A 21173-nucleotide genomic window follows, 5' to 3' on the forward strand; every position below is an offset into this window, starting at 1 on the left:
GAGCTTTGCTCAGAGCCGTCTGCTTCCGGGTCTGATCGCCCACGACGCGAGCGCCAGTACGGCGAACGCGGCGGGGGCGATCGTCCCGGAGTAGCGGTGTGCGGCGGCGTTCGAGGCCGCAGCGCCGATCATGTTGATCAGCACTCCGGCGTACGCCCATTCCTTCAGGCGCGGCAGTCCGGGCGCGAGCACGATCACCGCGGCGATCAGCTTCGCCGTACCGAGGATCGTGGCCAGGTAGCTCGGGTATCCGAGGTCGATCATCATCGGGTAGAACGGCGGCAACCGGAGCAGGTCCATCGCGCCTCCGACGGCACACTCCCCCACCACGACCGTGGTGATGGCCCAGTACGCGCTACTCCTCATCGGATCACCTGCTATCGAAACGGCTCCGTACTCTTACCTATCGGTACGATAGCGTTTCGATGGAGGAGGATCAATGGACGCTCGCAGCTTCCGCGCCACTCGCGGGGACGGCGCCAGACAGCGCATGCTCACCGCTGCCCTGGAGGTGCTGGACGAGGCCGGCCTGGCGGGCTTCACGATGGAGGCGGTCGCACGGCGGGCCGGTGCGAGCAAGGCCACGCTCTACCGGCGCTGGCCGACGACCGGCGCGCTGCTGGTCGACGCGATGGACCACACCTTCCGCCCCTTCCCGACACCTGACACGGGATCCGTGGTTTCCGATGTCGCGGAGATCCTGAACGCGTTCGTGACGATGCTCGAGCGGACGCCGTTCCCCCGGTTGCTCGCCGCATTCATCGACGCCGCCGAGCACGATCCCGCCCTCTCGAAGCTGCACACCGATCTCACCAACCGTCGCCGGGAGCCGATGCTCGCCGTCCTGGCCCGCGGCCGCGACCGAGGCGAACTGGGCCCGGACACCGACCCCGAACTGACCACGGACCTCCTCACCAGCCCGTTCTTCTACCGTCACTTCGTTGCCCACCGCCCCATTCCGCGCGAGCTGGTGGACGAAGTCATCTCCCGGGTGCTGTCGCCGAAGATCTGACGCGTGCCGTCGGCGAGGACGACCAGGCCGGTGCGACCCGGGCGTGACTGCAGCCAGGTGAGCGCGTCGGGTCCGAGCGCAAACGCTGCTGTGGCGTCGATGTCGGCCTGTGTGAGCGACCGGTGCATGACGGTGACAGACGCGAGCGCGGTCGGCGTGGTGCCGGTGCGGGCATCAATGATGTGATCGCCGCGCCGGTGGAGTCCGGACGTGGCGATCGCGCCGTTGCGGATCGGCACGACGGCGACCAGCTTGTCCGGGGCGTGCGGGTCCTCGATCCCGATCCGCCACGCCGGCGAGTTCGGGCCGGCGACGCGACAGACCATGTCTCCACCGGCGGAGAGGCAGTAGTCCGTGCCGGCCAACAGATCGAAGGCGTGCGCGGCGCGTTCGACCGCCCATCCCTTCACGACACCACTCGGATCCAGCCCGGCGGCACGCCGTACGTCGAACGCGCCATGGGATTCGCAGCGCGCCTGCTCGCCGAGTGCGAGGACCTCGGCGACCTCGGGCGGGCAGTCGGTCACCGTCAGCTCGCCGCGGTTGAGACGGCAGACGTACGAGTCCGCTCGGTACGTGCTGAACATCCGGTCGGCGGCACGCAGTACGTCGAGGGCTTGTGTCCACGCCTGGGCTGCGACGTCGTCGTCGGTGTGCCGGCCGCGCAGCGCCAGGCTGATCGGCATACCCATCACGTGGTCGACGTACCGTGTCGTCATCCGGCCTGGTCCAAAGCGCTTTGCAGGGAACGGATGTAGCCGTCGCTGGTCACCGTCGCCCCGCTGACCATGTCGATCTGGGAGCTCTGGGCCTGGACCGTTTCGTTGATCAGGATCGGCAGGGCGTACTCGTTGATCTCGGCATCGCGGCGGTTCCCGTTCGGGTACTGCGGAACGCTGACGGCGGTGATCTTGCCGCTCTGCAGGGTGAGCTGGACCTGCACCGGTCCCCACTGCGTCTGCGCCACATCACCTGTCACGGTCGACGTTCCCGCTGCGGACGGCTGGGCCGACGGTTGGGCTGAAGGGGATGCTGACGGTGACGTGGATGGCGGTGACGTGGATGGCGGTGACGTTGTGGGCGGCGGCGTGAAGGTGCCCGCGGGGACGGGTGTCGTTGCCTGCGGACCGGACGTCGAGGTGTGGTAGCCGAACATGAGGACGACGGCCGACGCCGTACCGAGGATCCAGAGCACGATGCGATTCACAGGTCACCACTTGAAGGTTTCGAGATGGAGCCGTTCGGCCGGTAGGCCGGCGGCCGTGAGCGTGCACTGCACCAACTGGGTCCACGCGTCCGGTCCGCACAGATAGACGTCGCGCTCGGCGATGTCCGGGATCCAGTACCGCAGCGCTTGCAGGTCGTCGAGTTCGCCCGGGCCGGCGCCGAGCCACGACCCGGAACTGCGACGGTGCCCGGGCAGGGTCAGCAACGACAGGCCACGCTGGTGATGGAGCGTCTGCAGTTCGTTCCTGAACAGCTGCTGATCGGTGAACCGCTGCACGAGCACCGCGTCACCAGGTGCGTAATCGAGACCCTCCGCCAATGCGCGCAGCGGGGTGATCCCGACGCCGGCTCCGATCAGCGCGATCTTGCGCCCGGTCCGGGCTCGGTCGCTCAACCGCCCGAAGGGTCCCTCGACGAGTACCCGTGCACCCGGTCGTACGGCGCTGAGTGCCGCGCTGCCGTCACCTGCTTCCTGCACGGTGATCCGCAGACTCCGGCCGTCCGGTGCCGCCGAGAGCGAGTACGGGTTGGCGCGTGTCCAGCCGGGCCGGCCCAGGAACCGCCAGGAGAAGAACTGGCCCGCTTCGGTCCGCAGGCGGTCCAGGTGCCGTCCTCCGACGTACACCGAGACGACGCCGTCTGCTTCACGGACGACGTTCGTCACCCGCAGCCGATGACGGACATTACGTGCGACCGGTACGCCGATCCGGTAGACGAGGATCGTTGCCGCTGCCACCGACCAGGCGGTCCACCAGAACACAGTGCGGCCGGTCGACGACAGGAACTCCTGTCCGGTCCACAGCTGGTGCGGTAACGCGAGTCCGACGCCAAGGTAGGCGTACAGGTGCAGGAGGTGCCAGGACTCGTAGCGCATTCGTCGCCGAGCGGCCTTGATGCTCGTCAGCACGCTGAGGCACAGGAACGCAGTACCGCCGACCGCCAGCAGCATGCCGGGGTAGTCGACCGTCAGGTCCCACAACGTCGCCGGAGTCTTGGTCAACTCCCCCGCGGCATAGCCCCAGGTGATCGTGACGAGGTGCGCGATCATCAGGTTGAACGACGTGAAGCCGGTCAGCCGGTGGAGCTGCGCGAGGCGGTCCTGCCCGAAGGCTGCCTCGAGTACCGGAACGCGAGCCATCAGGACGACCTGGGCCAGCAGCAGCACCGCGGCGAGCAGGCCTGTGAGTCGGCCGACCGAGGTCAGACCGGTTGCCCAGCCGCCCAACTCCTGCACACCGCCGCCGGCAACCCACCAATACGTGACCAGCAGCAGGCTCAGCCAGAGGGCCACGAGGGCGCCTGTCCGCACCGTGCTGTCGGTGCGGGCACGGCGGCCGGGCAGCACGGCAGCGGGTACGTCGATCATGGCGGCTCCTGAGGGTGGTCAATCCACCTCAGTGTCGAGCCGCCGGCTGAGCCCGACCTTCGGCTTACCTGGGAGCCGGCTGTGAAGTCAGCTGCGGTCGACCAAACACCTGACCATGCTCACTCCGGTGTGACGTACTCCGCGGTCGTCGCGGACCAGCTGGCGAGGAGTTTGAAGGCGTCGGTGGTGGGTGAGCCGGGTGGGGCGGTGTAGATGATCATGGTCAGGCCGGGGTCGGACGGGAATTCCATTGCCTCGAAGTCGATCTCGAGGTCGCCGACGACCGGGTGGTGCAGCTTCTTGGTGCCGGAGCGGTGGAAGCGGACGTTGTGGGCCGCCCACCGGGTCCGGAACGTCTCGCTGCGGGTGGAGAGCTCGCCGATGAGCTGGGTCAGAGCCTTGTCGTGCGGGGTCCTGCCGGCCTGCAACCGCAACGACGCCGCGATGTCGTCGGCCGCGCGATCCCAGTCCACGAAGAACTCCTGGGAGGCCGGGTCGAGAAAAGTGAAGCGGGCGGTGTTCGCCGGCCGGCGTGGGTCGGCGAACATGGACGCGTAGAGGGCTTGGGACATCCCGTTCGCCGCGACGATGTCGAAGTTGGCGTTGCGGATCCACGCCGGTACGTCGGTGATCGCGTCGAGGATCTGCTGGAGCGCCGGCCGGACCGCCTTCGCGGGCGTACGTCGCCGTACCGGGGCGGCGTCGGACTCGCGGGCGAGGGCGTGCAGGTGGTCCCGCTCGGCGTCGTCCAGCTGCAGCGCACGGCTGAGCCCCTCGAGAACGCTCTCGGAGGCGCCGGCCAGATTCCCGCGCTCGATCCGCACGTAATAGTCCACCGAGACACCAGCCAGCAGCGCGACCTCCTCGCGGCGCAGCCCCTTCACGCGACGATTCCCGCCGTACGCGGGCAGACCCGCCTGCTCGGGCGTAAGGCGGGCTCGCCGGGAGCTGAGGAACTCCTTGATCTCGGCTCGGTGGTCCATGCGCACAACACTACGGACCGTCGCCGCACCGAGGGAGGCACTGGCATTACCTGGAACGACAGGATCTCCCCCACCCACAGTGCGTGACCTTCACTGGATCCATGCGAGCGACCTACATGTACGGCGCCGGCGATGTCCGAGTGATCGACGTACCGGATCCGGTGATCCAGCAACCAACTGATGCGATCGTGCGGGTGGTCGGGTCCTGCATCTGCGGCAGCGACCTGCACCCGTATCACAACCTCCCTGTCACGCCGGGCGGCAAGACCATGGGCCACGAGTTCGTGGGTGTCGTCGAGGACCTCGGCCGGGACGTCACCACGCTGCGCGAGGGCGACTTCGTCATCGCGCCGTTCGCGTGGTCCGACGGGACCTGCGACTTCTGCCGCGAGGACCTGCAGACGTCCTGCCGGCACGGCGGCTTCTGGAACGCGAACGGTGTCGACGGCGGTCAGGCCGAGGCCGTCCGGGTGCCATTGGCAGACGGCACGCTGGTCAAGGTGCCCGGCGGCGAGGACCCTGCGCTGCTTCCCTCGTTGTTGACCCTGTCCGACGTCTACGGGACCGGGTATCACGCCGCGCTCAAAGGCGGCGTCTCGGCGAAGACCAGCGTCACCGTCATCGGCGACGGGGCGGTCGGACTACTGGCGGTCCTCGCGGCGCGGCAGTTCGGCGCCGAGCGGATCGTCCTGATGGGCCGGCACAAGGACCGCACCGATCTCGGTGTCGAGTTCGGCGCGACCGACGTGGTGGCCGAACGCGGCGACGAAGGCATCGCCAAGGTCCGCGACCTCACCGGCGGCGACGGCACCCACGTGGTCCTCGAGGCGGTCGGCCACTTCCCGGCGTACGAGCAGGCCCTCGGGGTGGTCCGCCCGGGCGGTGTAATCAGTCGCGTCGGCGTCCCGCAGTACGACGAGGCGCCGATCGGATTCGGCACGCTGTTCCTGCCGAACATCACCCTGACCGGCGGCCCCGCTCCGGCCCGCGCGTACATCGAGCGGCTCCTGCCGGGCGTCCTCGACGGAGCCGTTGCTCCTGGCAAAGTGTTCGACCGGACCGTCGACTTCGACGGTGTCGCGGACGGCTACCGCGCGATGGACGACCGCGAGGCACTCAAGGTCCTCATCCGGCCCTGAGCCGAAGCGGCCCTCGGTGATCGCCGGGCAGTGATAGCGCGGTCACTGTTGGTGAGATCGCTGGGCAAATGTGTAAATTCCGTAACGAGGAGAGTGCCGGAGATCCTCCACTTGACGTAATCTGCCCAACCATGCACAGAGGCGAACGGCGGGCCAAGCGGCCCAACGTCGTGATGTCGGTGTTCGTGTTCCTGCTGGTCAGCGTTCTGGCCGGAGCACTGAGCGCCGGACTGGCCCTCCCGTTCGCCGGTTTGGTCGGCGTGACGACGGCCACCGCACACGACACCGTGCAGTACCTGCCGCAGGACCTGAAGACCGCTCCGCTGGCCGAGAAGACCATCATCCAGGACGCGGACGGCAAGACGATCGCGACGCTGTACCAGCAGAACCGCACGCCGGTGACGCTGAAGCAGATCAGCCCGGTCATGCTCAAGGCGATCGTCGCGATCGAGGACGACCGGTTCTACGAGCACGGCGCGATCGATGCCAAGGGCACACTGCGCGCCATGCTGCGCAACCAGTCGTCGGGCGGGGTCCAGCAGGGTGGTTCGAGCATCACCCAGCAGTTCGTGAAGCTGAACCTGATCAACAAGGCCCGGACGCCGGAGGAGGTCAAGGAGGCCACCGCCGAGACGTACGAGCGCAAGATCGCCGAGCTGCGTTACGCCATCGCGGTCGAGAAGGAACTGACCAAGAACGAGATCCTCAACGGCTACCTGAACCTAGCTTTCTTCGGCGACCGCTCGTACGGCGTCGAGGCCGCGTCCATGCACTACTTCGGCGTCCACGCCGCCAAGCTCAACCTGCCGCAGGCCGCGATGCTGGCCGGTCTGGTGAAGAACCCGACCGGCTACGACCCGATCGACCAGCCGGCCCGGGCCAAGGCGCGCCGCGACGTTGTCCTCCGCCGGATGCAGGAGCTGAACATCATCACCGCCAAGGAGGCGGCGGATGCGATCAAGACGCCGGTGATCGACCCCGCGAAGGTCCGGATCGCACCGAGCGGGTGCGCGAACTCGAAGTACCCGTTCTTCTGCGAGTACGTGGTGTCCAAGCTCAAGGACAACGCGGCGTTCGGTAAGACCGACGAGGAGCGGGAGAACTACATCGAGACCGCCGGTCTGGTGATCAAGACCTCGCTCGACCAGCGGATCCAGGCGGCGGCGCAGGCCTCGATCAACGCGCACTCGAAGGCCGGGGACCAGGCGGTGGCGGCGATCACGATGGTCGAGCCCGGCACCGGTCTGGTGAAGGCGATGGCGCAGAGCCGTTCGTACGGCTCGAAGAAGGGGCAGACGGCGTACAACTACAACGTCGAGAAGTCGTACGCCGGCGGCTTCGGCGGGTTCCAGAACGGGTCGACGATGAAGGCCTTCACGATCGCGGCCGCGATCGCCAAGGGCGTGCCGACGACGTACCGGATCAACTCGCCGCAGACGATCAGCCTCGGCGGCAAGGAGTTCAGCACCTGCAGCGGGCCGACGTCCGTCGACAGCTACAACCCGAAGAACTCGACCAAGACGATCGCCGACCCGTCGATGGTCGATGCGGCCAAGGCCTCGACCAACACCTACTTCCTGCAGTTGTCCCAGCAGATCGGCCTCTGCCCGATCGCCACGATCGCCGCGAAACTCGGCATGTACGACGCGCAGCTGCTGAAGCCGCTGAAACAGGTCGTGTCGTTCACGCTCGGCTCGGCCGGTCTGATCACGCCGCTGATGCTGTCGAACGCCTACGCGACCTTCGCGGCCCGCGGCATCTACTGCACCCCGCAGATCGTCACATCGGTCACCGTGATCAAGACGCAGAAGCCGATCCCCACTCCTGGCCCGGGCTGCCACCGCGTGCTCTCGCCGGGTGTCGCGGACGGCGTCAACTACGTGCTGCACCAGGTGATGATCGACGGCGGAACCGGCGCGAAGCTGAACTTCGGCAAGAGCGACCTGGCCGGCAAGACCGGAACGATCGACGAGAACCAGGCGGTCTGGTTCTCCGGCTACTCGTCCAAGCTCGCCGCAGCCGCCGTCGTCGGGGACGCCGATCCGCCGGCGTCGAACCTGATCAAGCAGGTCTTCAACGGCAAGAAGCTCAAGGACGCGTCCGGTTCGGGGACCGCGGGCCCGATCTGGGAGACGGCGATGCAGGGCGCCCTGCAGGGGCTCCCGACCACCAAGTTCACCAAGCCGGACGACAAGATCATCCGCGGCAACGTGAAGGACCTGCCGTACCTGAAGGGCATGACGCCCGCCGAGGCCGGCGCCAAGCTGCTGTCGATGGGCTTCAAGGTCGTCATGTCCCACGGCGACCGCGTCGACTCCGACGCCCCCGCCGGCACCGTCGCCTGGACCACCCCCCGCCAGGAGGACGGCGCACCCGCCGGCTCGACCGTCACCCTGATCATCTCCAACGGCAGCAAGGCTCAGCCCCCGGTCACCCCACCCGTCACACCACCAGTAGTCCCCCCAACCATCAAACCCCCACCCAACATCCCCACCTGCCTCCCCTGGGACCCCAAATGCCACCCCCGCCGCGGCGGCTGACCGCAGGCCGGTACCGCTTTCTGCACACCATCGGGTCATCACTAGGCTGGGGCTGACACCTAGTACTTGTGAAAGGACTCCCCCGTGAGTGTGGATGAGCTGGTTGGTCAGGTTGAGCGTGCGCGGAAGGACTACGAAGCGCTGGTGGCCAAGGGGCTCAAGCTTGATCTGACGCGGGGGAAGCCGTCGCCGAAGCAGTTGGATGCGGCCAACGGTGTGTTGGAGCTGAGTGGTGAGCCGGTGGCCGCGGACGGGACCGACCTGCGGAACTACGGCGGCCTGCAGGGGCTGCCGGAGGTGCGGGCGATCTTCGCCGAGGATCTGCAGGTGCCGGTCGAGCAGCTGCTCGCCGCGGGGAACTCGAGCCTGGAGCTGATGCACGACGCGGTCGTGTTCGCTCTGCTCGGGAAGGTGCCGGGCGCCGAGCAGCGCTGGGCCGACGTCGAGGGGCTTGCGTTCCTGTGCCCGGTGCCGGGGTACGACCGGCACTTCGGGATCTGCGAGCGGTACGGGATCAAGATGATCGCGGTCCCGATGACGCCCGAAGGCCCGGACATGGACGTCGTCGAGCGGCTGGTCGCGGAGGACGCCGCGATCAAGGGCATCTGGTGCGTTCCGAAGTACAGCAACCCTGACGGCACCGTGTACTCCGACGAGACGGTACGACGGCTGGCCGCGATGGAGACCGCTACGCCGGACTTCCGGATCTTCTGGGACAACGCGTACGCCGTACATCACCTGACCGACTCCCCCGCCAAGATCGCCGACGTGCTCGCGCTGTGTGCGGAGAACGGCCACCCGGATCGGGCGTTCGTGTTCGGGTCGAGCTCGAAGATCACGTTCGCCGGAGCCGGTGTGGCGTTCTTCGGGTCGTCGCCGGCGAACATCGAGTGGTGGCTGAGCCACACGGTCAAGCGGAGCATCGGTCCGGACAAGATCAACCAGCTCCGGCACGTGCAGTTCCTGCGCGACGCCGACGGGCTGCGGGCGCACATGCGGACGCTGGCCGAGCTGATCCGGCCGAAGTTCGACGCCGTCGACAAGATCCTCACCGCCGAGCTCGGCGGCACCGGGCTCGCGTCGTGGACCGCTCCGGCGGGCGGCTACTTCATCAGCCTGGAGGTCCCGGAGGGCTGCGCCCGCGAGGTCGTCGCGAAGGCGAAGGCCGCCGGCATCGCCATCACCCCGGCCGGTGCCACCCACCCGTACGGCGACGACCCGACGGACCAGGTCATCCGCATCGCCCCGACGTACCCCGAGCTCCCCGAGGTCGAGGCAGCCATCACCGGCCTCGCCACCTGTGTCCGCCTGGTCGCCGGCGAGAAGCTCCTGGCCGATCAGGCCCGCTGACGTCTCACCGCTCCTGGCCCAGACCTTGGTCGCGGGCCAGGAGCGCGGCCTCGGTCCGGCTGGTCACCCGCAGCTTGCTCAAGACGGACGAGGTCAGGTTGTTCACGGTCTTCACCGACAGCCCGAGCTGCTCGGCGATGGCCGAGTTCGACTGCCCGGTCGCGAGCCACCGCAGTACCTCGCGCTCGCGCGGGGTCAGCTCCGGAAACGGTTCGCGGTACGACGTACTGAGCTGGGCTTGAAGCCGGCGCGCGATGCTCGGTCCGAAGATCGCCTCGCCCGAAGCCACGGCCGTCACCGCGCGGAGGATCTCCTCCTTCGTCGCGCCCTTGAGCAGATAGCCCATCGCCCCGGCCTGCACCGCCCGGCTCAGCGTCCGGTCGTCGTCGGTCATCGTGAGTACCAGTACTGCGACCTCAGGCGCGACCTTGCCGATCTCCACCGTCGCGGCGAACCCGTCGACGTCCGGCATCCCCAGATCCATGATCACGACGTCCGGGCGCTCGGTGACCGCACCGCGGATCGCCTCCCGTCCGGTCGCGGCCTCGGCGACCAGCTGCACGTCCGGCAACTGGTCGAACAACGCCCGCAGTCCGTCCCGGACCACCGGGTGATCGTCGGCGACGAGGACCCTGATCACAGGCTCCCTCCCAACGGGAGTACTGCGGCCACCCTGCCGCCCTGCGCGGTCGGACCCACCTCGCATGCTCCCCCGAGCTCTGCGGCCCGGGCGCGAATCGACTCCAGTCCCACTCCGCTGTGCCAGGCTCTCTCCGACCTGCCGTCGTCGGTCACAGTGATCGTCAACGCTCCCGGCTCGGCATTCAACGACACTGTGGCCCGCCGCGCGGTCGAGTGCCGGACGATGTTCGTCAGCGCTTCACTCGCGATCCGGTACGCCGCCAACTCGACGGATGTGGGCAGCCGCGGCAACTCGTCCGGCGCCTCGACGCTCAACGCGATCCGGCCGAGATCGGCGCCCTGTTTCCGCAGCGCCGCGACCAGTCCCAGCTCGTCGAGCACCGGTGGCCGCAACGCATAGACGATCCGCCGGACATCGGTGATCGCTGCCCGCAGCTGTTCGCCGAGCTGCGTCGCCAACTGCTCGGCCCGCTCCGGGTTCGACCGGGCCGCGAGCGCGGCGCCGTCGGCGGTGAAGGCCGCACCGGTGAGCACCGGCCCGAGACTGTCGTGCAGGTCGCGGTGCAGCCGCTCGCGTTCGTCAGCCGTTGCCGAGAGCAACCGATCGCGAGACTGCTGCAGCTGGATCCGCAACGCGGTCGAATGCAGCGCGACCGCCAACGGCCCGGCGAGCAGATTCAGGACAGCCCGATCCGCCTTCGACAGCTGCCGTTCACCACGCCGTACGCCGACGACCAGGCGACCGCGGACCTCGTCGTTGAGCCGGAGCTCGACACTGTGGACGACGTGGGGTCGCTGCCCGCTCGCGGCCAAGCACTCCGCGCCGCGTTCGATCGCGGCGTACGGAAGTCGCAAGGCGTCGCGCAGCGCCTCGAGTACGCCGGTGAGGTCGTCGCCGGCCAGCTGACGCCCGACCGCGGACACCGCGCGGACCGGGTCGCGGCGCGAGCCGTAGAACGCGCGGTCGACCAGCAACTGCAGCCGGAGCCGCACCGGGTTGAAGGCAAGCGCAACGACCAACGCGGCGAACACCGGTGCGCCGGCCGAGCTCAAAAGCTGCCCCAGCAGCGCGACCAACGCCGAGTACACGGCGATCACGCCGAGCGAGAGAACGCCGTACAGCAGCAGCCGCGACAGCACGAGCCGAACATCGAACAATCCGTGCCGCAGCACCGCGACCGTCATTGCGGCAGGGATCAGCGGGAAGCTCAGCAACAGGAAGATCTGTGAACCGACCGGCACCGAGAACCAGGTCGGGCTGTTGACCAGGATCACCAGCACCACCGCGACGACCAGCCACAGCAGTTGCTGCCGGACCACCTCGTCGGCCTTCACGTAGCGGACGATCAGACTGGTCACCGTCGCAAGTAAGACGACCGGCATGAGCACTCCGGCGATCAGCTCGCCCGTCTGCCACCACGGCGAGACGAAGTACGACGAGGTGCCGTACTCAGGTGTCGGTCCGGTCGAGCCACAGGCGATGACCGCCACGACGAGCGTCAGCCACACGAGCCGGCGCCAGGCCGGTGTGACCGGTCGGCCTGTCGGGAACAGTTGCAGCGCGAGCGGCAAACAGCAGAACAAACCCCAACCCCACGCGAAGTTCAGGACTGTAACGACCAGCCGCATGACCGGCTCGGGCCACCCCGATTCGTTGCCCGTCGCGACCAACGGAACCATCGCCGCAGTCAGCAGCGGCGCGCAGCCGAGGCCGAGCAGCAGCCACCCGATCGGACTCGACGGCCGCCGGCTCGCGATCAGGAATCCGCCGGGTACGGCGGACAGTCCGATCGCGATGTTCGTGATCAGGTAGCTGGAGACCGCCGTACTCGCGTCCAGGCCGACCAGCAGCGTGCCGACCACCGCAACCACGGCGAGCAGCAGGGCAACGGCCGTCACGGCCAACGCGAGAGTCCCCCTCCGCATACGGTCATGATCACTCGATCTGCCGCGCCTGGACAGGGAATCAGTTCCTGGTCATCCCGGGCAACCACCCGGCGCGACCGGTAGGTGTCCCTCTGCTGCCGTCCGGACACGGCCAGCACGCTCAGAACCACATCGACGTTCTGGGAGGGGAAATGACAACATTCCGACAGACTCCGGTGGCGGCCGAGCCGACGCGTCGGATTCACGACGTACGACGGTTCCGTCGCCGCGCGGCGGCGCTGGTGCTCCTCGTACCCGCGACCAGCATCGGGATCGCGCGGCTGTTCCAGACCAACGACGACGACACACGCCGTGCGCTCGAGCAGATCGCCGCGAACCCAGACCGCCAGTTCATCTTCGCGCTGCTCGGCTACGTCGGCATCCTCACGATCGTGCCGGCGTTTCTCGCGGCCGCCCGGCTGTCGCGGCCGCGCAGGCCGGTGCTGACGACGATCGCGGTTGTCGTGAACCTGGTCGCCTACCTCGGCTCGTGGGCGGTCGGCGCGATCGACAACCTGTACCTCGTCGGCGGCCGGCTTCCGGCCGACCAACGCGGCACAGCGGCTGTCGTGATCGACCAGCTCTGGTCGTCCGGGCTCGCGGGGGTGAGCACAGCCGTCTTCGTCGCCGGCCACGTGATCGGCGCGATCCTGATGGGGTTCGCGCTGCGCGGGAGCATTCCGCTGATCGGCTGGCTCGCGATGGTGCTCACGACACCGGCGCATGTCGTTGCCTTCGTGGTCCTGCAACAGCCGGTCGTCGACATGGCCGCGTGGTTCCTGATGACGGTCTGCTTCGCATACTGCGCGATCGCAGTACTCCGGACCTCCGACGACGACTGGGACGTCGCCCCGCTCAGGCCGTCGGCAGATCGAAAATGAGGCAGGTCGACGTTGCGTGGGCGAGGAGTTTGCCGCGTTCGTCGTACAGGTGGGACTCGGCCACTGCTGTACGGCGGCCGCGGCTGATGATCGCGCCCTCGCAGCGGAGGACGCCGGAGTCGACCGTGACGGGCTTGATGAAGCGGGTCATCAGGTCGAGCGAGGTGTAGCCGACGCCGGCCGGCAGGGTCGAGTGGACGGTGCAGCCGGCGGCGGTGTCGAGCAGGGTGGCGATGACGCCGCCGTGCACCGAGCCGAGCGGGTTGTAGTGGAACTCGGCCGCCGGCATGTACACGGTGACCTTGCCCTCCTCGGGCTCGAACCCGGTCGCCCCAACCAACTGCAGGATCGGCGGCGCCGGGATCAGCCCGTCGCGCATCGCCAGCAGCATCTCCAGCCCGGACGAGCTCCCGACCTGCGCGGCCGTGGCGGCCGGATCCGTCCAGGTGAACGTCCGGCTTCGGACGGGCGCTGCCCCGGCTTCGTCCGCGGGCACCTGCTGAGTCTCCGTCATGGCTCGAGCCTCACATCACCCAGCTGGGTCTGTCAACGAGACCTAGAGCTCACTACGATGGCCGGATGAGTGGCTTGACGACCTACAACGCGCTGGACTGGTCGGTGGCGAACTGCCCGATCGGCCGCACCATGGAGATCCTCGGCGAACGCTGGACGGTCATCGTGCTGCGCGAGGTGTTCAACGGCATCCGCCGGTTCGACGATCTGCGGGTGCGCACCGACATCCCCCGCCAGGTCCTGTCCAACCGGCTCGCCAAGCTCGTCGATCACGGCATCCTCCGGCGTACGCCGTACCGCGAACCGGGCGCACGTCAGCGGTACGAATACCGCCTCACCGAGCAGGGGCTCGACCTCTACCCGGTCCTGATCGCGATCCGCGACTGGGGCGACAAGTACCTGGCCGGCCCCGAGGGTTCACCGCTCAGGATCGAGCATCGCGAGTGCGGAGCGCCCGTACATACCGAGCTGTACTGCGAGTCCGGTCATCGAGTGACGACGCCGCGCGACGCCGTACCGCGTCCCGGTCCGGGGGCCCGGCGGCGGGCAAACGTATGAAACAAAGGGCTTTCGGTAGCCCCGGATGTTTCTCCCCGCGCGCCGGTGGTTAGGCTGCCCTCCGGGGAGGACGGAAAGTGCGGCAATTCAACACACCACCGGAGTGGCCTGATCCACCGACACCGGATTGGCGGCCAGCACGGCGATGGCAGCCACCCGAGTCCTGGCCGGCGGCGCCGGACCGCTGGGTGTTCTGGGTCGACGAGCACGGCCGAGCGGTGCGCGGACCGATCGGGAGGTACGGCGGACCGCGCCGGCTGACGAGTCTTGCGATCGTCGTGGTACCCACCGCGCTGATGGCGCTGGTGCTGCTGAACCCGTTCAGCGGCGGTGATTCCACCGATACCGCGCCGGACTTCCTGCCGTCGAGGTCCACGACCGCGCCGGCAACTCCGGCCGAGCAAAGCGAGACGCCGGCCCAGGCCGAACGTACGCCGACCTCGACGACGCCGCAGATCGGGTCCAGCACACCGGCGGGACCGCCGACCACCACGACCATCGCCACGACGACCGCCACGACGACACCGACCACGACACCGACCGAGGTCGGTCAGCGATCAGTGCCGCCGACCACCGAAGCGCCGACGACGACACTGCCGACAACACCTCAGAGTCCACGCACGACGCCGACTCGGGCGACTGTTGTGTACAACAGTTGTGCGGAGGTCCGCGCCGCGGGAAAGGCCCCGCTCCACCGCGGCGATCCCGGCTACTCCGCAGCGCTGGATCGCAACGGCGACGGCGTGGCCTGCGAACGCGGCAACTCCTGACGGATCCCGTCGTTCCACAACTCCTGCGTCTGGCTGATCCAGAAGGCCGCGAACAGCACGATCAGCGTGCCCTCGATCCACAGCACGGCGTGGTCCCAACCGAAGAGCTTCTTCCACAGGACCATCAGCAGCGGCACGACCACCATCGCGATCGCGATCACGGAGTACCTGTTCGCCGGCGAATGCGGTACGGCGTGCTTGCGTTGCTTGCGCCGGAACTGCTCCGCGTTCAGCAGCACGACCGCGACGATGCAGACGAACATCACGATCGCCGCCGCGTAGTGCGCGTGCCCGATGAACCCGGAGCGGTCGGCGAAGAACCACACCAGCCCGCCGCCGAAGATCAGCACCGCGACGCCCAGCCCGACCAGGTACATCGGCGTCCAGCGACCCGGGTTCTTGATCCGGTCCCGGACGATGAACACCGCGGTCAGGATCAGGCACGGTACGCCGACGATGAACAGCGCGAGCATGTTGTTCGCGACGTTCGCGGCCGCGTCCCCGAGCGCCACCGGCACCGAGTGGCAGGTGCCCCGTCCCGGCGTCGGCACCAGCGCGACCGCGGGCGCGAGAATGCCGGCCACGTTGAGCAGAATGTCCTCCGGCTCGGTGTTGCCCTTCAGCACCACCATGCAGACGCCGATCGTGATCAGCGCGCCGACGAAGATCGCCCGCACCGGCGTGTAGTAGTACGCACTGATCGACGTCTGCAGGCAACTCGGATCGGTCTTGGACCACTCGATCACCACCGCAGCGCCGAGCAGGACGATCATCGCCACCATCGCCATCCGCAGATAGCGATAGGTCTTGATGGAGTATTCACCGGGTACGGTCATCGTCGGCCCCCTCGCTCACTCGCAGTATGCGCGGTTAACGGCCTGTCGACGAGGGGCTGGAACGCACCGAACCCTCTCTGAGCGGTTGCTGACGTCAGAGCCGGATCGATTTCTTGTTCATGAATTCCTCGATGCCGGCCGGGCCGAGTTCGCGGCCGAGGCCCGAGCGTTTGATGCCGCCGAACGGGAGGTCGGCCTGGGAGCCGCCGGCGCGGTTGAGGTAGACCATGCCCGCGTCGATCTGGTCGGCCACCCGACGGTTGCGGTCGGCATCGGTTCCCCAGACCGATGCGCCGAGACCGAACGGGGTGTCGTTGGCCAGCCGGATCGCATCGTCCTCGTCCGAAGCCCGGAAGACGATGACGACCGGCCCGAAGATCTCTTCGTAGTACGCGTCCATCTCCGGCGTGACGTCGGTGAGGACGGTCGCCTCGAGATACGCGCCGGGCGTGATGCGGCGGCCGCCGGCGCGAAGGGTGGCGCCTTGTTCGATCGCCTTCGCGACCTGGGCCGCGACCTCGTCGGCGGCTGCGGTCGAGGCGAGCGGCGGAAGCTTGGTGTCGGGGTCGGAGGGGTCGCCCGGCACGTAGTACTCCGCGACGCGTTTGGTCAGGCGGTCGACGTACTCGTCGTAGATGTCGGCGAGGACGATCATCCGCTTCGGCGCGTTGCACGACTGGCCGCAGTTCCGCATCCGCGCGGTCGCGGTGGCGTTGACGGTCTCGTCCATGTCGTCGGTGTCGAGGATGACCAGCGGGTCGGAGCCGCCGAGCTCGAGCACGGTCTTCTTGAGGTTCTTGCCGGCCTCGGCGGCGACCGAGATGCCGGCCTGCTCGCTACCGGTCAGCGAGACGCCCGCGATCCGCGCGTCGGCGAGGATCCCGGGGATCTGCCGGCTCGACGCGAACGTGTTCACGTAGACGTCCTCCGGTACGCCGGCCGCGTGCAGGATCTCGTCGATCGCGCGAGCCGACCGCGGGCAGATCGAGGCGTGCTTGAGCAGGATCGTGTTGCCGAGCACGAGATTCGGCGCGACGAACCGGGCCACCTGGTAGCACGGGAAGTTCCACGGCATGATCCCGAGCAGCGCGCCGATCGGGCCCTTGGTGATGACGGCGTTCCCGCCCCTGATCTCGATCGGCTCGTCCGCGAGCAACGCCGGCCCGTGCTCGGCGTAGTACCGGAAGATGTCGACGACGATGCCGACCTCGCCCCGGCCCTCGTTGATCCGCTTCCCCATCTCCAGCGTCATGATCCGGGCCAGCTCGTCCGCCCGCTCCTCGAACAGGTCCGCCGCCCGCGCCACGATCGCGGCCCGCTCCCGCACGGATCGACGCCGCCAGTCCTGGTACGCGTCGTACACCCGCCCGATCGCGACCCGCACCTCCTCCTCGGTCGAGTTGGCCACTTCCTCCACCAGCTGCCCACTCGCCGGGTCCGTGACTGAGTACATAGCTCCTCCATCAAAAGCCGGGACACCATACTCGCCATACTGTATACAGTGTTCTCTCGTGTCGCATGCATGGCGTGACCTGGCCGCTTACCCTGAAATGACACTGCGTAGCGGGAGGGCGACGTGGCGGAAGCATCTGGATTCCGGGCATTGGTCGTACTGCGGGCGAAACGCGGCGAGCTCGACGCTCTGGCGGCGCTCGACCTCGACCACGGCGTCCAGCCCGTCCTGTCGCTGGGCCACAACGGAACGAGCTCCGTCGACAACCTCGTCGATCGCGTCGTGGAGGTCACCCGCAGCACCTACCGGCTGGGACGCCTGATGATGCTCGATGCGACCAACATGGCAACGGCCGCAGGGTTCGACGGCGCCGGCGCAGTACTGGACCACCTCGCCCGACGGCTCAGTGAGCCGGTTGACCTGCTCGACCTCGATCCGGTCCCGTTCATTCCGGTCACTCACAGCGCCGCGGACGAACGCACATTGGCTGCCACCGGCCGCTTGGCGCGAGATCTCGGCCATGGGTGCGGGCTGCGAGTGCCGCTGATTTCCGCGACCCCCGAGACTGTCATCGCTGCGGTAGAGCGCCTCGGCACGCGGCCGTCCGACCTCGACCTCCTGGTCGATCTTTCCTACATCGCGGGGATCGACGCCGGTCGGGTGGACGACGTCGCGAGCTTGGTCGAAGGCCTCGGAGGAGTCGGCCCATTCCGGTCGAGGACGATTCTGAGCGGGTCTGTACCGAAGACGCTCAGCCAGCTGCACAGATGGGAGCAGCAGCGCTTCGAGGAGGACCTCTGGCGATCGCTGGTGGCCGGCGGACTTGATGATCTGCGCCTCGGCGACTACGGCGTCGCTCATCCGGTCTGGGATCCGAGGGGGTATCCGACCAATCACATCAATCTCAAGTACACCTGCGGCGATCACTGGCTCTATCTGAGGGAGCGGGTCGTCGACGCGGACGACGAATCGTCAGGGACGACGCGGACCGTGCGTCTTGTCTCCAGAGATCTGGTGGCGTCGGACAGCTTCTACGGCTCGGACTATTCCTGGGGCGACAAAAGGTTCACCGAGGCCGCATCCGGCCGCAGCCGTGCACTATCGAGGACCAAGATCGTGTCGTTCGCCACCTCGCACCACCTCGCCTACCTCCGCGGCATCGCGGCTGCCTGACCCGATACGCAGCCCGCCGTACTGCTTGTGTCATTGGCATGCAGGCGGCATGCTCAGGGCTTACTCGATGTTCCGCCCCTTCGTCGATCGGATGCCCGCCCGTGTCTGAGCAACGGAAAGTTCGTCGTGTCTTGCGGCTGGTTGTGGTGCTTGCCGCTGTTTCGGTGCCTTCGATGGCGCTCGCCGCACCGAGCGCTCCTCCCCCGGATCCCGTGAACGCCTGGCAGTACCCGCACTGGCCGCAGAAGCAGCCGTGGCAGGAGTCGGGGCAGGATCAGCGTGTCGCGAAGACCGTGTCCCAGGGGCTGCCGGGTCCGATCGACCCGCAGAACTGGGAGAACCCGGACCACATGACGTGGGACGACTACACCAAACCGCCGGGGACGAACTGGGCCGATCCCGCGGTGAAGGGATCGCAGCGGACCTTCAAGGGTGCGCTCGTGCTGCTCGACTACCCGAACCAGGACTTCGTCATCACCAAGCCCAAGGGCTCGACCGTCTTCGGCAATCCCAGTGCCGCGGCGAACGGCGTACCGCGGGATCAGGTCGCGCAGTTCTACAAGAACTTCCTCAACACACCGGAGCCGCTGAACCACGGGCACACGTTGCACGAGTACTGGATGGAGGACTCCGGTGGCCGGTACGGCGTCGACCTCACGGCGTTCGGCCCGTACCGGATGCCGGGCAAGTCGCACGAGTACGGCATGGAGTTCCAGAGCCCCGCGGAGTGCCCGGCCGGCGACAACTGCGACCGCGACATCCGGACCGACGGGAAGGCCGCGTGGGTCGCGGACCAAGGAGCCGAGGTACCGGCCGGCTTCGACTTCGTGTTCTTCCTCAGCGCCGGCCAGGACGAATCGTCGACCTGGCAGGAGTTCGGGATGATGAAGTTCCCGACCAAGGAGGACGTCACCGACGACTTCGGCCCGCCGGACCCGGCTCTGCCGAACTGGTCCGACACCCGGTACGTCGACTGGACGTCGTGGGCCGCCGGTTCCTCGATCTGGCCGAACGCGGGCGGCGGATCGTCGACGCAGGCCGAGAGCTCGGGGATGGCAGTCTTCGCGCACGAGTTCAGCCACATCCTCGGGATCGGCGACAACTACAACAACCCGTACGGCGTACCGCCCAGACGCTCGTACACAGGCATCTGGGAGATGCTGTCGCGGGGCAGCTTCAACGGCCCGGGTGGTCCACACAGCCGGTGGATGATCCCCGCGACCGGCGGCGCCTCGATGGGTGCACAACACATGCTCCGCAACAAGATCAAGCTGCAGATGGTCGACGAGCAGAACGTGCTCAGACTGTCCCGCGAAGCCCTCGCGTCGTCAGGGGTCGTGATCGCAAACGTGACCGCGCGCAGCGTGAAGCCGGGCGCGAAGGACCTGTCCGGGATCAACATCGAACTCGGCGGCGCCGGCGATCTCGACGCGCCGTGCAACGCGGCGACCGATCCGTTGTGCGACGGTCGCGGGTACCAGAACTACACGGTCGAGGTCGTCGACCGGATGGGCACGGACTCGTTCACGCCCGATTCCGGCGTACTGCTGGCGAAGACGAAGAACCAGGACCGGGCGCCGTTCGAGTGGGTCGTCGACGCGAACCCACAGGACATCAACATGACCGACTACGTCCTGCCCGACGGCACCAAGGTCCCGATCACGATCGGCGACTACCGCCAGCTGTCGGACGCGCTCTTCCACGCCGGCACGAACTCGGGCAGCGAGTACGAGTACACCGACACGGCGAACCGCCTGCACTTCTACATCACCAACGTTCACCGCGACCGCAAGGGCGTGCTGTCGTACACGGTCGCGATCCGCTCGCTCGACGGCTCGGGCGCGCAGAAGCGCGGCGTACGCGTCCTGCCCACGGTGGCCAAGCCCGACCGCAGCGGCGTACAGACCTGCAACTTCAGTCTGACGAACACCGGCAAGGCGGGTACGACGTCCGGGCCGGAGGACATCACGCAGTACCTGAAGGGCGACGTCTACCGCCTGTCCGCCAAGGCCGACGGCTGGCCCATCGCCCTGCCCAACGCCCTCGCAACCGCCGACGCCGGCCAGCAGATAACCGTCCCCGTCTACACCAAGCCCGGCACCGGCCCGATCGGTAAGATCACCCTCACCGCCACCTCGGAAAGCGACCCCACCAAAACCTCAACCGCGACCTGCATCGCCATCAAGCACTGACCGCAAGGCGCCGGGCGTCCAACCCAACCCAACGCCCGGCGCCGCGTGCAGGTACTCGACGACGCGATCGATCCCCCAGCCGTGCGCTTCAACCAGTCCGGTAGCTATCCATTGCAGGTACGGCGCGGTTGGAGCGGACGGCTCGAGGTCGGTGACGGTTCCGTGGGTGACCGTGAACATCGGTACGCCGTCGCGCTCGCCCAGGCGGGCGACTGTTTCGTAGCGGCCCGGGCCCATGGTGTGCAGCGAGTCGACAACGGGCAGCAGGCCGGCGAGATCAACGGCGAACTCGCCGCCGGGCTCGCGGCGCATCTCTTGCGCGGCGACGTCGCCGAGTTGGTCGGGGGTCAGGAGATAGGCGCGGCCGGCAACAGTTCCGTCAGCGCTCGCGTCGTAGAAGGCGGAGCCTCCGCCCCACACCTTCGACGTGCCGGCGAAGACGAGGCCGCCGGGCACTTCGACGCCGGCCATCGCCTCCGGGTCGCTGCGGTCGCGGCAGCCCGGATACACACGTGCGCCACCTTCGGGGCGCCCGCCCGACAGGTAGCAGCGGAATCGGTTGAGTGCGAGGTTGGATCCGTAGGCGACGTACCAAACTCGCTGCATGTAAGC

The 21173-nt window shown here is 68.0% G+C and carries 20 protein-coding genes; 9 read left to right on the plus strand and 11 right to left on the minus strand.

The window, feature by feature from the left end:
* Positions 1-9: 9 nt before the first annotated feature.
* A complete protein-coding gene (locus tag EV653_RS13415) occupies positions 10-366 on the minus strand; it encodes a DoxX family protein (protein ID WP_134102324.1) in 357 nt (118 codons plus the stop codon).
* Positions 367-439: 73 nt separating this feature from the next.
* On the opposite strand from EV653_RS13415, the gene EV653_RS13420 reads away from it, so the two are divergent.
* Entirely contained in the window at positions 440-1012 is a 573-nt protein-coding gene (locus EV653_RS13420) for a TetR/AcrR family transcriptional regulator (RefSeq protein WP_134102327.1), read from the plus strand.
* Here EV653_RS13420 and EV653_RS13425 read toward each other — a convergent pair.
* From EV653_RS13425 to EV653_RS13440, 4 genes are all read right to left on the minus strand, one after another.
* Positions 934-1731 carry an FAD:protein FMN transferase gene (locus tag EV653_RS13425; RefSeq protein ID WP_202871587.1) on the minus strand — a complete coding sequence of 266 codons (798 nt, stop codon included), beginning with the start codon at positions 1729-1731 and terminating at the stop codon, positions 934-936. The genes EV653_RS13420 and EV653_RS13425 overlap by 79 nt on opposite strands.
* Positions 1728-1991, minus strand: a complete 264-nt coding sequence (locus tag EV653_RS42060) for an FMN-binding protein (protein ID WP_238159709.1) — start codon at positions 1989-1991, stop codon at positions 1728-1730. The genes EV653_RS13425 and EV653_RS42060 overlap by 4 nt, the downstream gene beginning before the upstream one ends.
* Positions 1992-2222: 231 nt before the next feature.
* Positions 2223-3605, minus strand: coding sequence for a ferredoxin reductase family protein (locus EV653_RS13435; RefSeq protein ID WP_134102333.1), 1383 nt, complete (start codon positions 3603-3605; stop codon positions 2223-2225).
* 119 nt (positions 3606-3724) lie between these two features.
* The gene (locus tag EV653_RS13440; protein ID WP_134102336.1) at positions 3725-4588 is read right to left on the minus strand and encodes a helix-turn-helix transcriptional regulator; all 864 of its coding nucleotides are present in this window, start codon (positions 4586-4588) and stop codon (positions 3725-3727) included.
* Positions 4589-4689: 101 nt separating this feature from the next.
* Between EV653_RS13440 and EV653_RS13445 the strand changes: the two genes are divergently transcribed.
* From EV653_RS13445 to EV653_RS13455, 3 genes are all read left to right on the plus strand, one after another.
* The gene (locus tag EV653_RS13445) at positions 4690-5727 is read left to right on the plus strand and encodes a zinc-binding dehydrogenase (RefSeq protein WP_134102339.1); all 1038 of its coding nucleotides are present in this window, start codon (positions 4690-4692) and stop codon (positions 5725-5727) included.
* A 131-nt stretch (positions 5728-5858) separates the two neighbouring features.
* Positions 5859-8267: a transglycosylase domain-containing protein gene (locus EV653_RS13450; RefSeq protein ID WP_134102341.1), complete on the plus strand. Its 2409-nt coding sequence runs from the start codon at positions 5859-5861 to the stop codon at positions 8265-8267.
* An 84-nt stretch (positions 8268-8351) separates the two neighbouring features.
* Positions 8352-9617: an aminotransferase class I/II-fold pyridoxal phosphate-dependent enzyme gene (locus tag EV653_RS13455; protein ID WP_238159710.1), complete on the plus strand. Its 1266-nt coding sequence runs from the start codon at positions 8352-8354 to the stop codon at positions 9615-9617.
* A gap of 4 nt (positions 9618-9621) precedes the next feature.
* Here EV653_RS13455 and EV653_RS13460 read toward each other — a convergent pair whose 3' ends face one another.
* Both EV653_RS13460 and EV653_RS13465 read right to left on the minus strand, forming a co-directional pair.
* Complete coding sequence (locus tag EV653_RS13460; RefSeq protein ID WP_238159711.1) at positions 9622-10257, minus strand: response regulator; 636 nt, start codon at positions 10255-10257, stop codon at positions 9622-9624.
* Positions 10254-12185, minus strand: a complete 1932-nt coding sequence (locus tag EV653_RS13465; RefSeq protein WP_134102347.1) for a sensor histidine kinase — start codon at positions 12183-12185, stop codon at positions 10254-10256. Before EV653_RS13465 ends, EV653_RS13460 begins: the two co-directional genes overlap by 4 nt.
* 152 nt (positions 12186-12337) lie before the next feature.
* Between EV653_RS13465 and EV653_RS13470 the strand changes: the two genes are divergently transcribed.
* On the plus strand, positions 12338-13066 hold the full coding sequence (locus EV653_RS13470) for a hypothetical protein (RefSeq protein ID WP_134102350.1): 729 nt from the start codon (positions 12338-12340) through the stop codon (positions 13064-13066).
* Here EV653_RS13470 and EV653_RS13475 read toward each other — a convergent pair.
* Positions 13041-13580, minus strand: coding sequence for a PaaI family thioesterase (locus tag EV653_RS13475; RefSeq protein ID WP_134102353.1), 540 nt, complete (start codon positions 13578-13580; stop codon positions 13041-13043). The two genes, EV653_RS13470 and EV653_RS13475, sit on opposite strands and share 26 nt — an antisense overlap.
* 65 nt (positions 13581-13645) lie before the next feature.
* On the opposite strand from EV653_RS13475, the gene EV653_RS13480 reads away from it, so the two are divergent.
* Both EV653_RS13480 and EV653_RS41665 read left to right on the plus strand, forming a co-directional pair.
* The gene (locus tag EV653_RS13480) at positions 13646-14137 is read left to right on the plus strand and encodes a winged helix-turn-helix transcriptional regulator (RefSeq protein WP_134102356.1); all 492 of its coding nucleotides are present in this window, start codon (positions 13646-13648) and stop codon (positions 14135-14137) included.
* A 77-nt stretch (positions 14138-14214) separates the two neighbouring features.
* The gene (locus EV653_RS41665; RefSeq protein ID WP_238159712.1) at positions 14215-14907 is read left to right on the plus strand and encodes an excalibur calcium-binding domain-containing protein; all 693 of its coding nucleotides are present in this window, start codon (positions 14215-14217) and stop codon (positions 14905-14907) included.
* Here the strand turns inward: EV653_RS41665 and EV653_RS13490 are convergent.
* Together EV653_RS13490 and EV653_RS13495 are read right to left on the minus strand one after the other, a co-directional pair.
* Entirely contained in the window at positions 14847-15743 is an 897-nt protein-coding gene (locus EV653_RS13490; RefSeq protein WP_134102359.1) for a hypothetical protein, read from the minus strand. The genes EV653_RS41665 and EV653_RS13490 overlap by 61 nt on opposite strands.
* A 94-nt stretch (positions 15744-15837) precedes the next feature.
* Positions 15838-17196 carry an NAD-dependent succinate-semialdehyde dehydrogenase gene (locus EV653_RS13495; protein WP_134102363.1) on the minus strand — a complete coding sequence of 453 codons (1359 nt, stop codon included), beginning with the start codon at positions 17194-17196 and terminating at the stop codon, positions 15838-15840.
* Between the two features lie 123 nt (positions 17197-17319).
* On the opposite strand from EV653_RS13495, the gene EV653_RS13500 reads away from it, so the two are divergent.
* Entirely contained in the window at positions 17320-18369 is a 1050-nt protein-coding gene (locus EV653_RS13500) for a beta family protein (protein ID WP_134102366.1), read from the plus strand.
* 173 nt (positions 18370-18542) lie between these two features.
* Positions 18543-20561 (plus strand): M6 family metalloprotease domain-containing protein, encoded by a 2019-nt coding sequence (locus EV653_RS13505; RefSeq protein ID WP_238159713.1) that lies wholly within the window; start codon positions 18543-18545, stop codon positions 20559-20561.
* Here the strand turns inward: EV653_RS13505 and EV653_RS13510 are convergent.
* A complete protein-coding gene (locus tag EV653_RS13510) occupies positions 20529-21167 on the minus strand; it encodes a histone deacetylase (RefSeq protein WP_134102372.1) in 639 nt (212 codons plus the stop codon). The two genes, EV653_RS13505 and EV653_RS13510, sit on opposite strands and share 33 nt — an antisense overlap.
* Positions 21168-21173: the final 6 nt, after the last annotated feature.

Source organism: Kribbella pratensis (assembly GCF_004365355.1).
Lineage (GTDB): Bacteria > Actinomycetota > Actinomycetes > Propionibacteriales > Kribbellaceae > Kribbella.

Excerpts from the sequence above, each read along its gene's own strand:
- EV653_RS13425 (WP_202871587.1), bottom strand. The coding sequence starts at position 1,731 with ATGACGACACGGTACGTCGACCACGTGATGGGTATGCCGATCAGCCTG.
- EV653_RS13475 (WP_134102353.1), bottom strand. The coding sequence starts at position 13,580 with ATGACGGAGACTCAGCAGGTGCCCGCGGACGAAGCCGGGGCAGCGCCC.
- EV653_RS13470 (WP_134102350.1), top strand. The coding sequence starts at position 12,338 with ATGACAACATTCCGACAGACTCCGGTGGCGGCCGAGCCGACGCGTCGG.
- EV653_RS13415 (WP_134102324.1), bottom strand. The coding sequence starts at position 366 with ATGAGGAGTAGCGCGTACTGGGCCATCACCACGGTCGTGGTGGGGGAG.
- EV653_RS13495 (WP_134102363.1), bottom strand. The coding sequence starts at position 17,196 with ATGTACTCAGTCACGGACCCGGCGAGTGGGCAGCTGGTGGAGGAAGTG.
- EV653_RS13490 (WP_134102359.1), bottom strand. The coding sequence starts at position 15,743 with ATGACCGTACCCGGTGAATACTCCATCAAGACCTATCGCTATCTGCGG.
- EV653_RS13465 (WP_134102347.1), bottom strand. The coding sequence starts at position 12,185 with ATGCGGAGGGGGACTCTCGCGTTGGCCGTGACGGCCGTTGCCCTGCTG.
- EV653_RS13510 (WP_134102372.1), bottom strand. The coding sequence starts at position 21,167 with ATGCAGCGAGTTTGGTACGTCGCCTACGGATCCAACCTCGCACTCAAC.
- EV653_RS13445 (WP_134102339.1), top strand. The coding sequence starts at position 4,690 with ATGCGAGCGACCTACATGTACGGCGCCGGCGATGTCCGAGTGATCGAC.
- EV653_RS13420 (WP_134102327.1), top strand. The coding sequence starts at position 440 with ATGGACGCTCGCAGCTTCCGCGCCACTCGCGGGGACGGCGCCAGACAG.
- EV653_RS13450 (WP_134102341.1), top strand. The coding sequence starts at position 5,859 with ATGCACAGAGGCGAACGGCGGGCCAAGCGGCCCAACGTCGTGATGTCG.
- EV653_RS13480 (WP_134102356.1), top strand. The coding sequence starts at position 13,646 with ATGAGTGGCTTGACGACCTACAACGCGCTGGACTGGTCGGTGGCGAAC.
- EV653_RS13440 (WP_134102336.1), bottom strand. The coding sequence starts at position 4,588 with ATGGACCACCGAGCCGAGATCAAGGAGTTCCTCAGCTCCCGGCGAGCC.
- EV653_RS13435 (WP_134102333.1), bottom strand. The coding sequence starts at position 3,605 with ATGATCGACGTACCCGCTGCCGTGCTGCCCGGCCGCCGTGCCCGCACC.
- EV653_RS13505 (WP_238159713.1), top strand. The coding sequence starts at position 18,543 with ATGGCGCTCGCCGCACCGAGCGCTCCTCCCCCGGATCCCGTGAACGCC.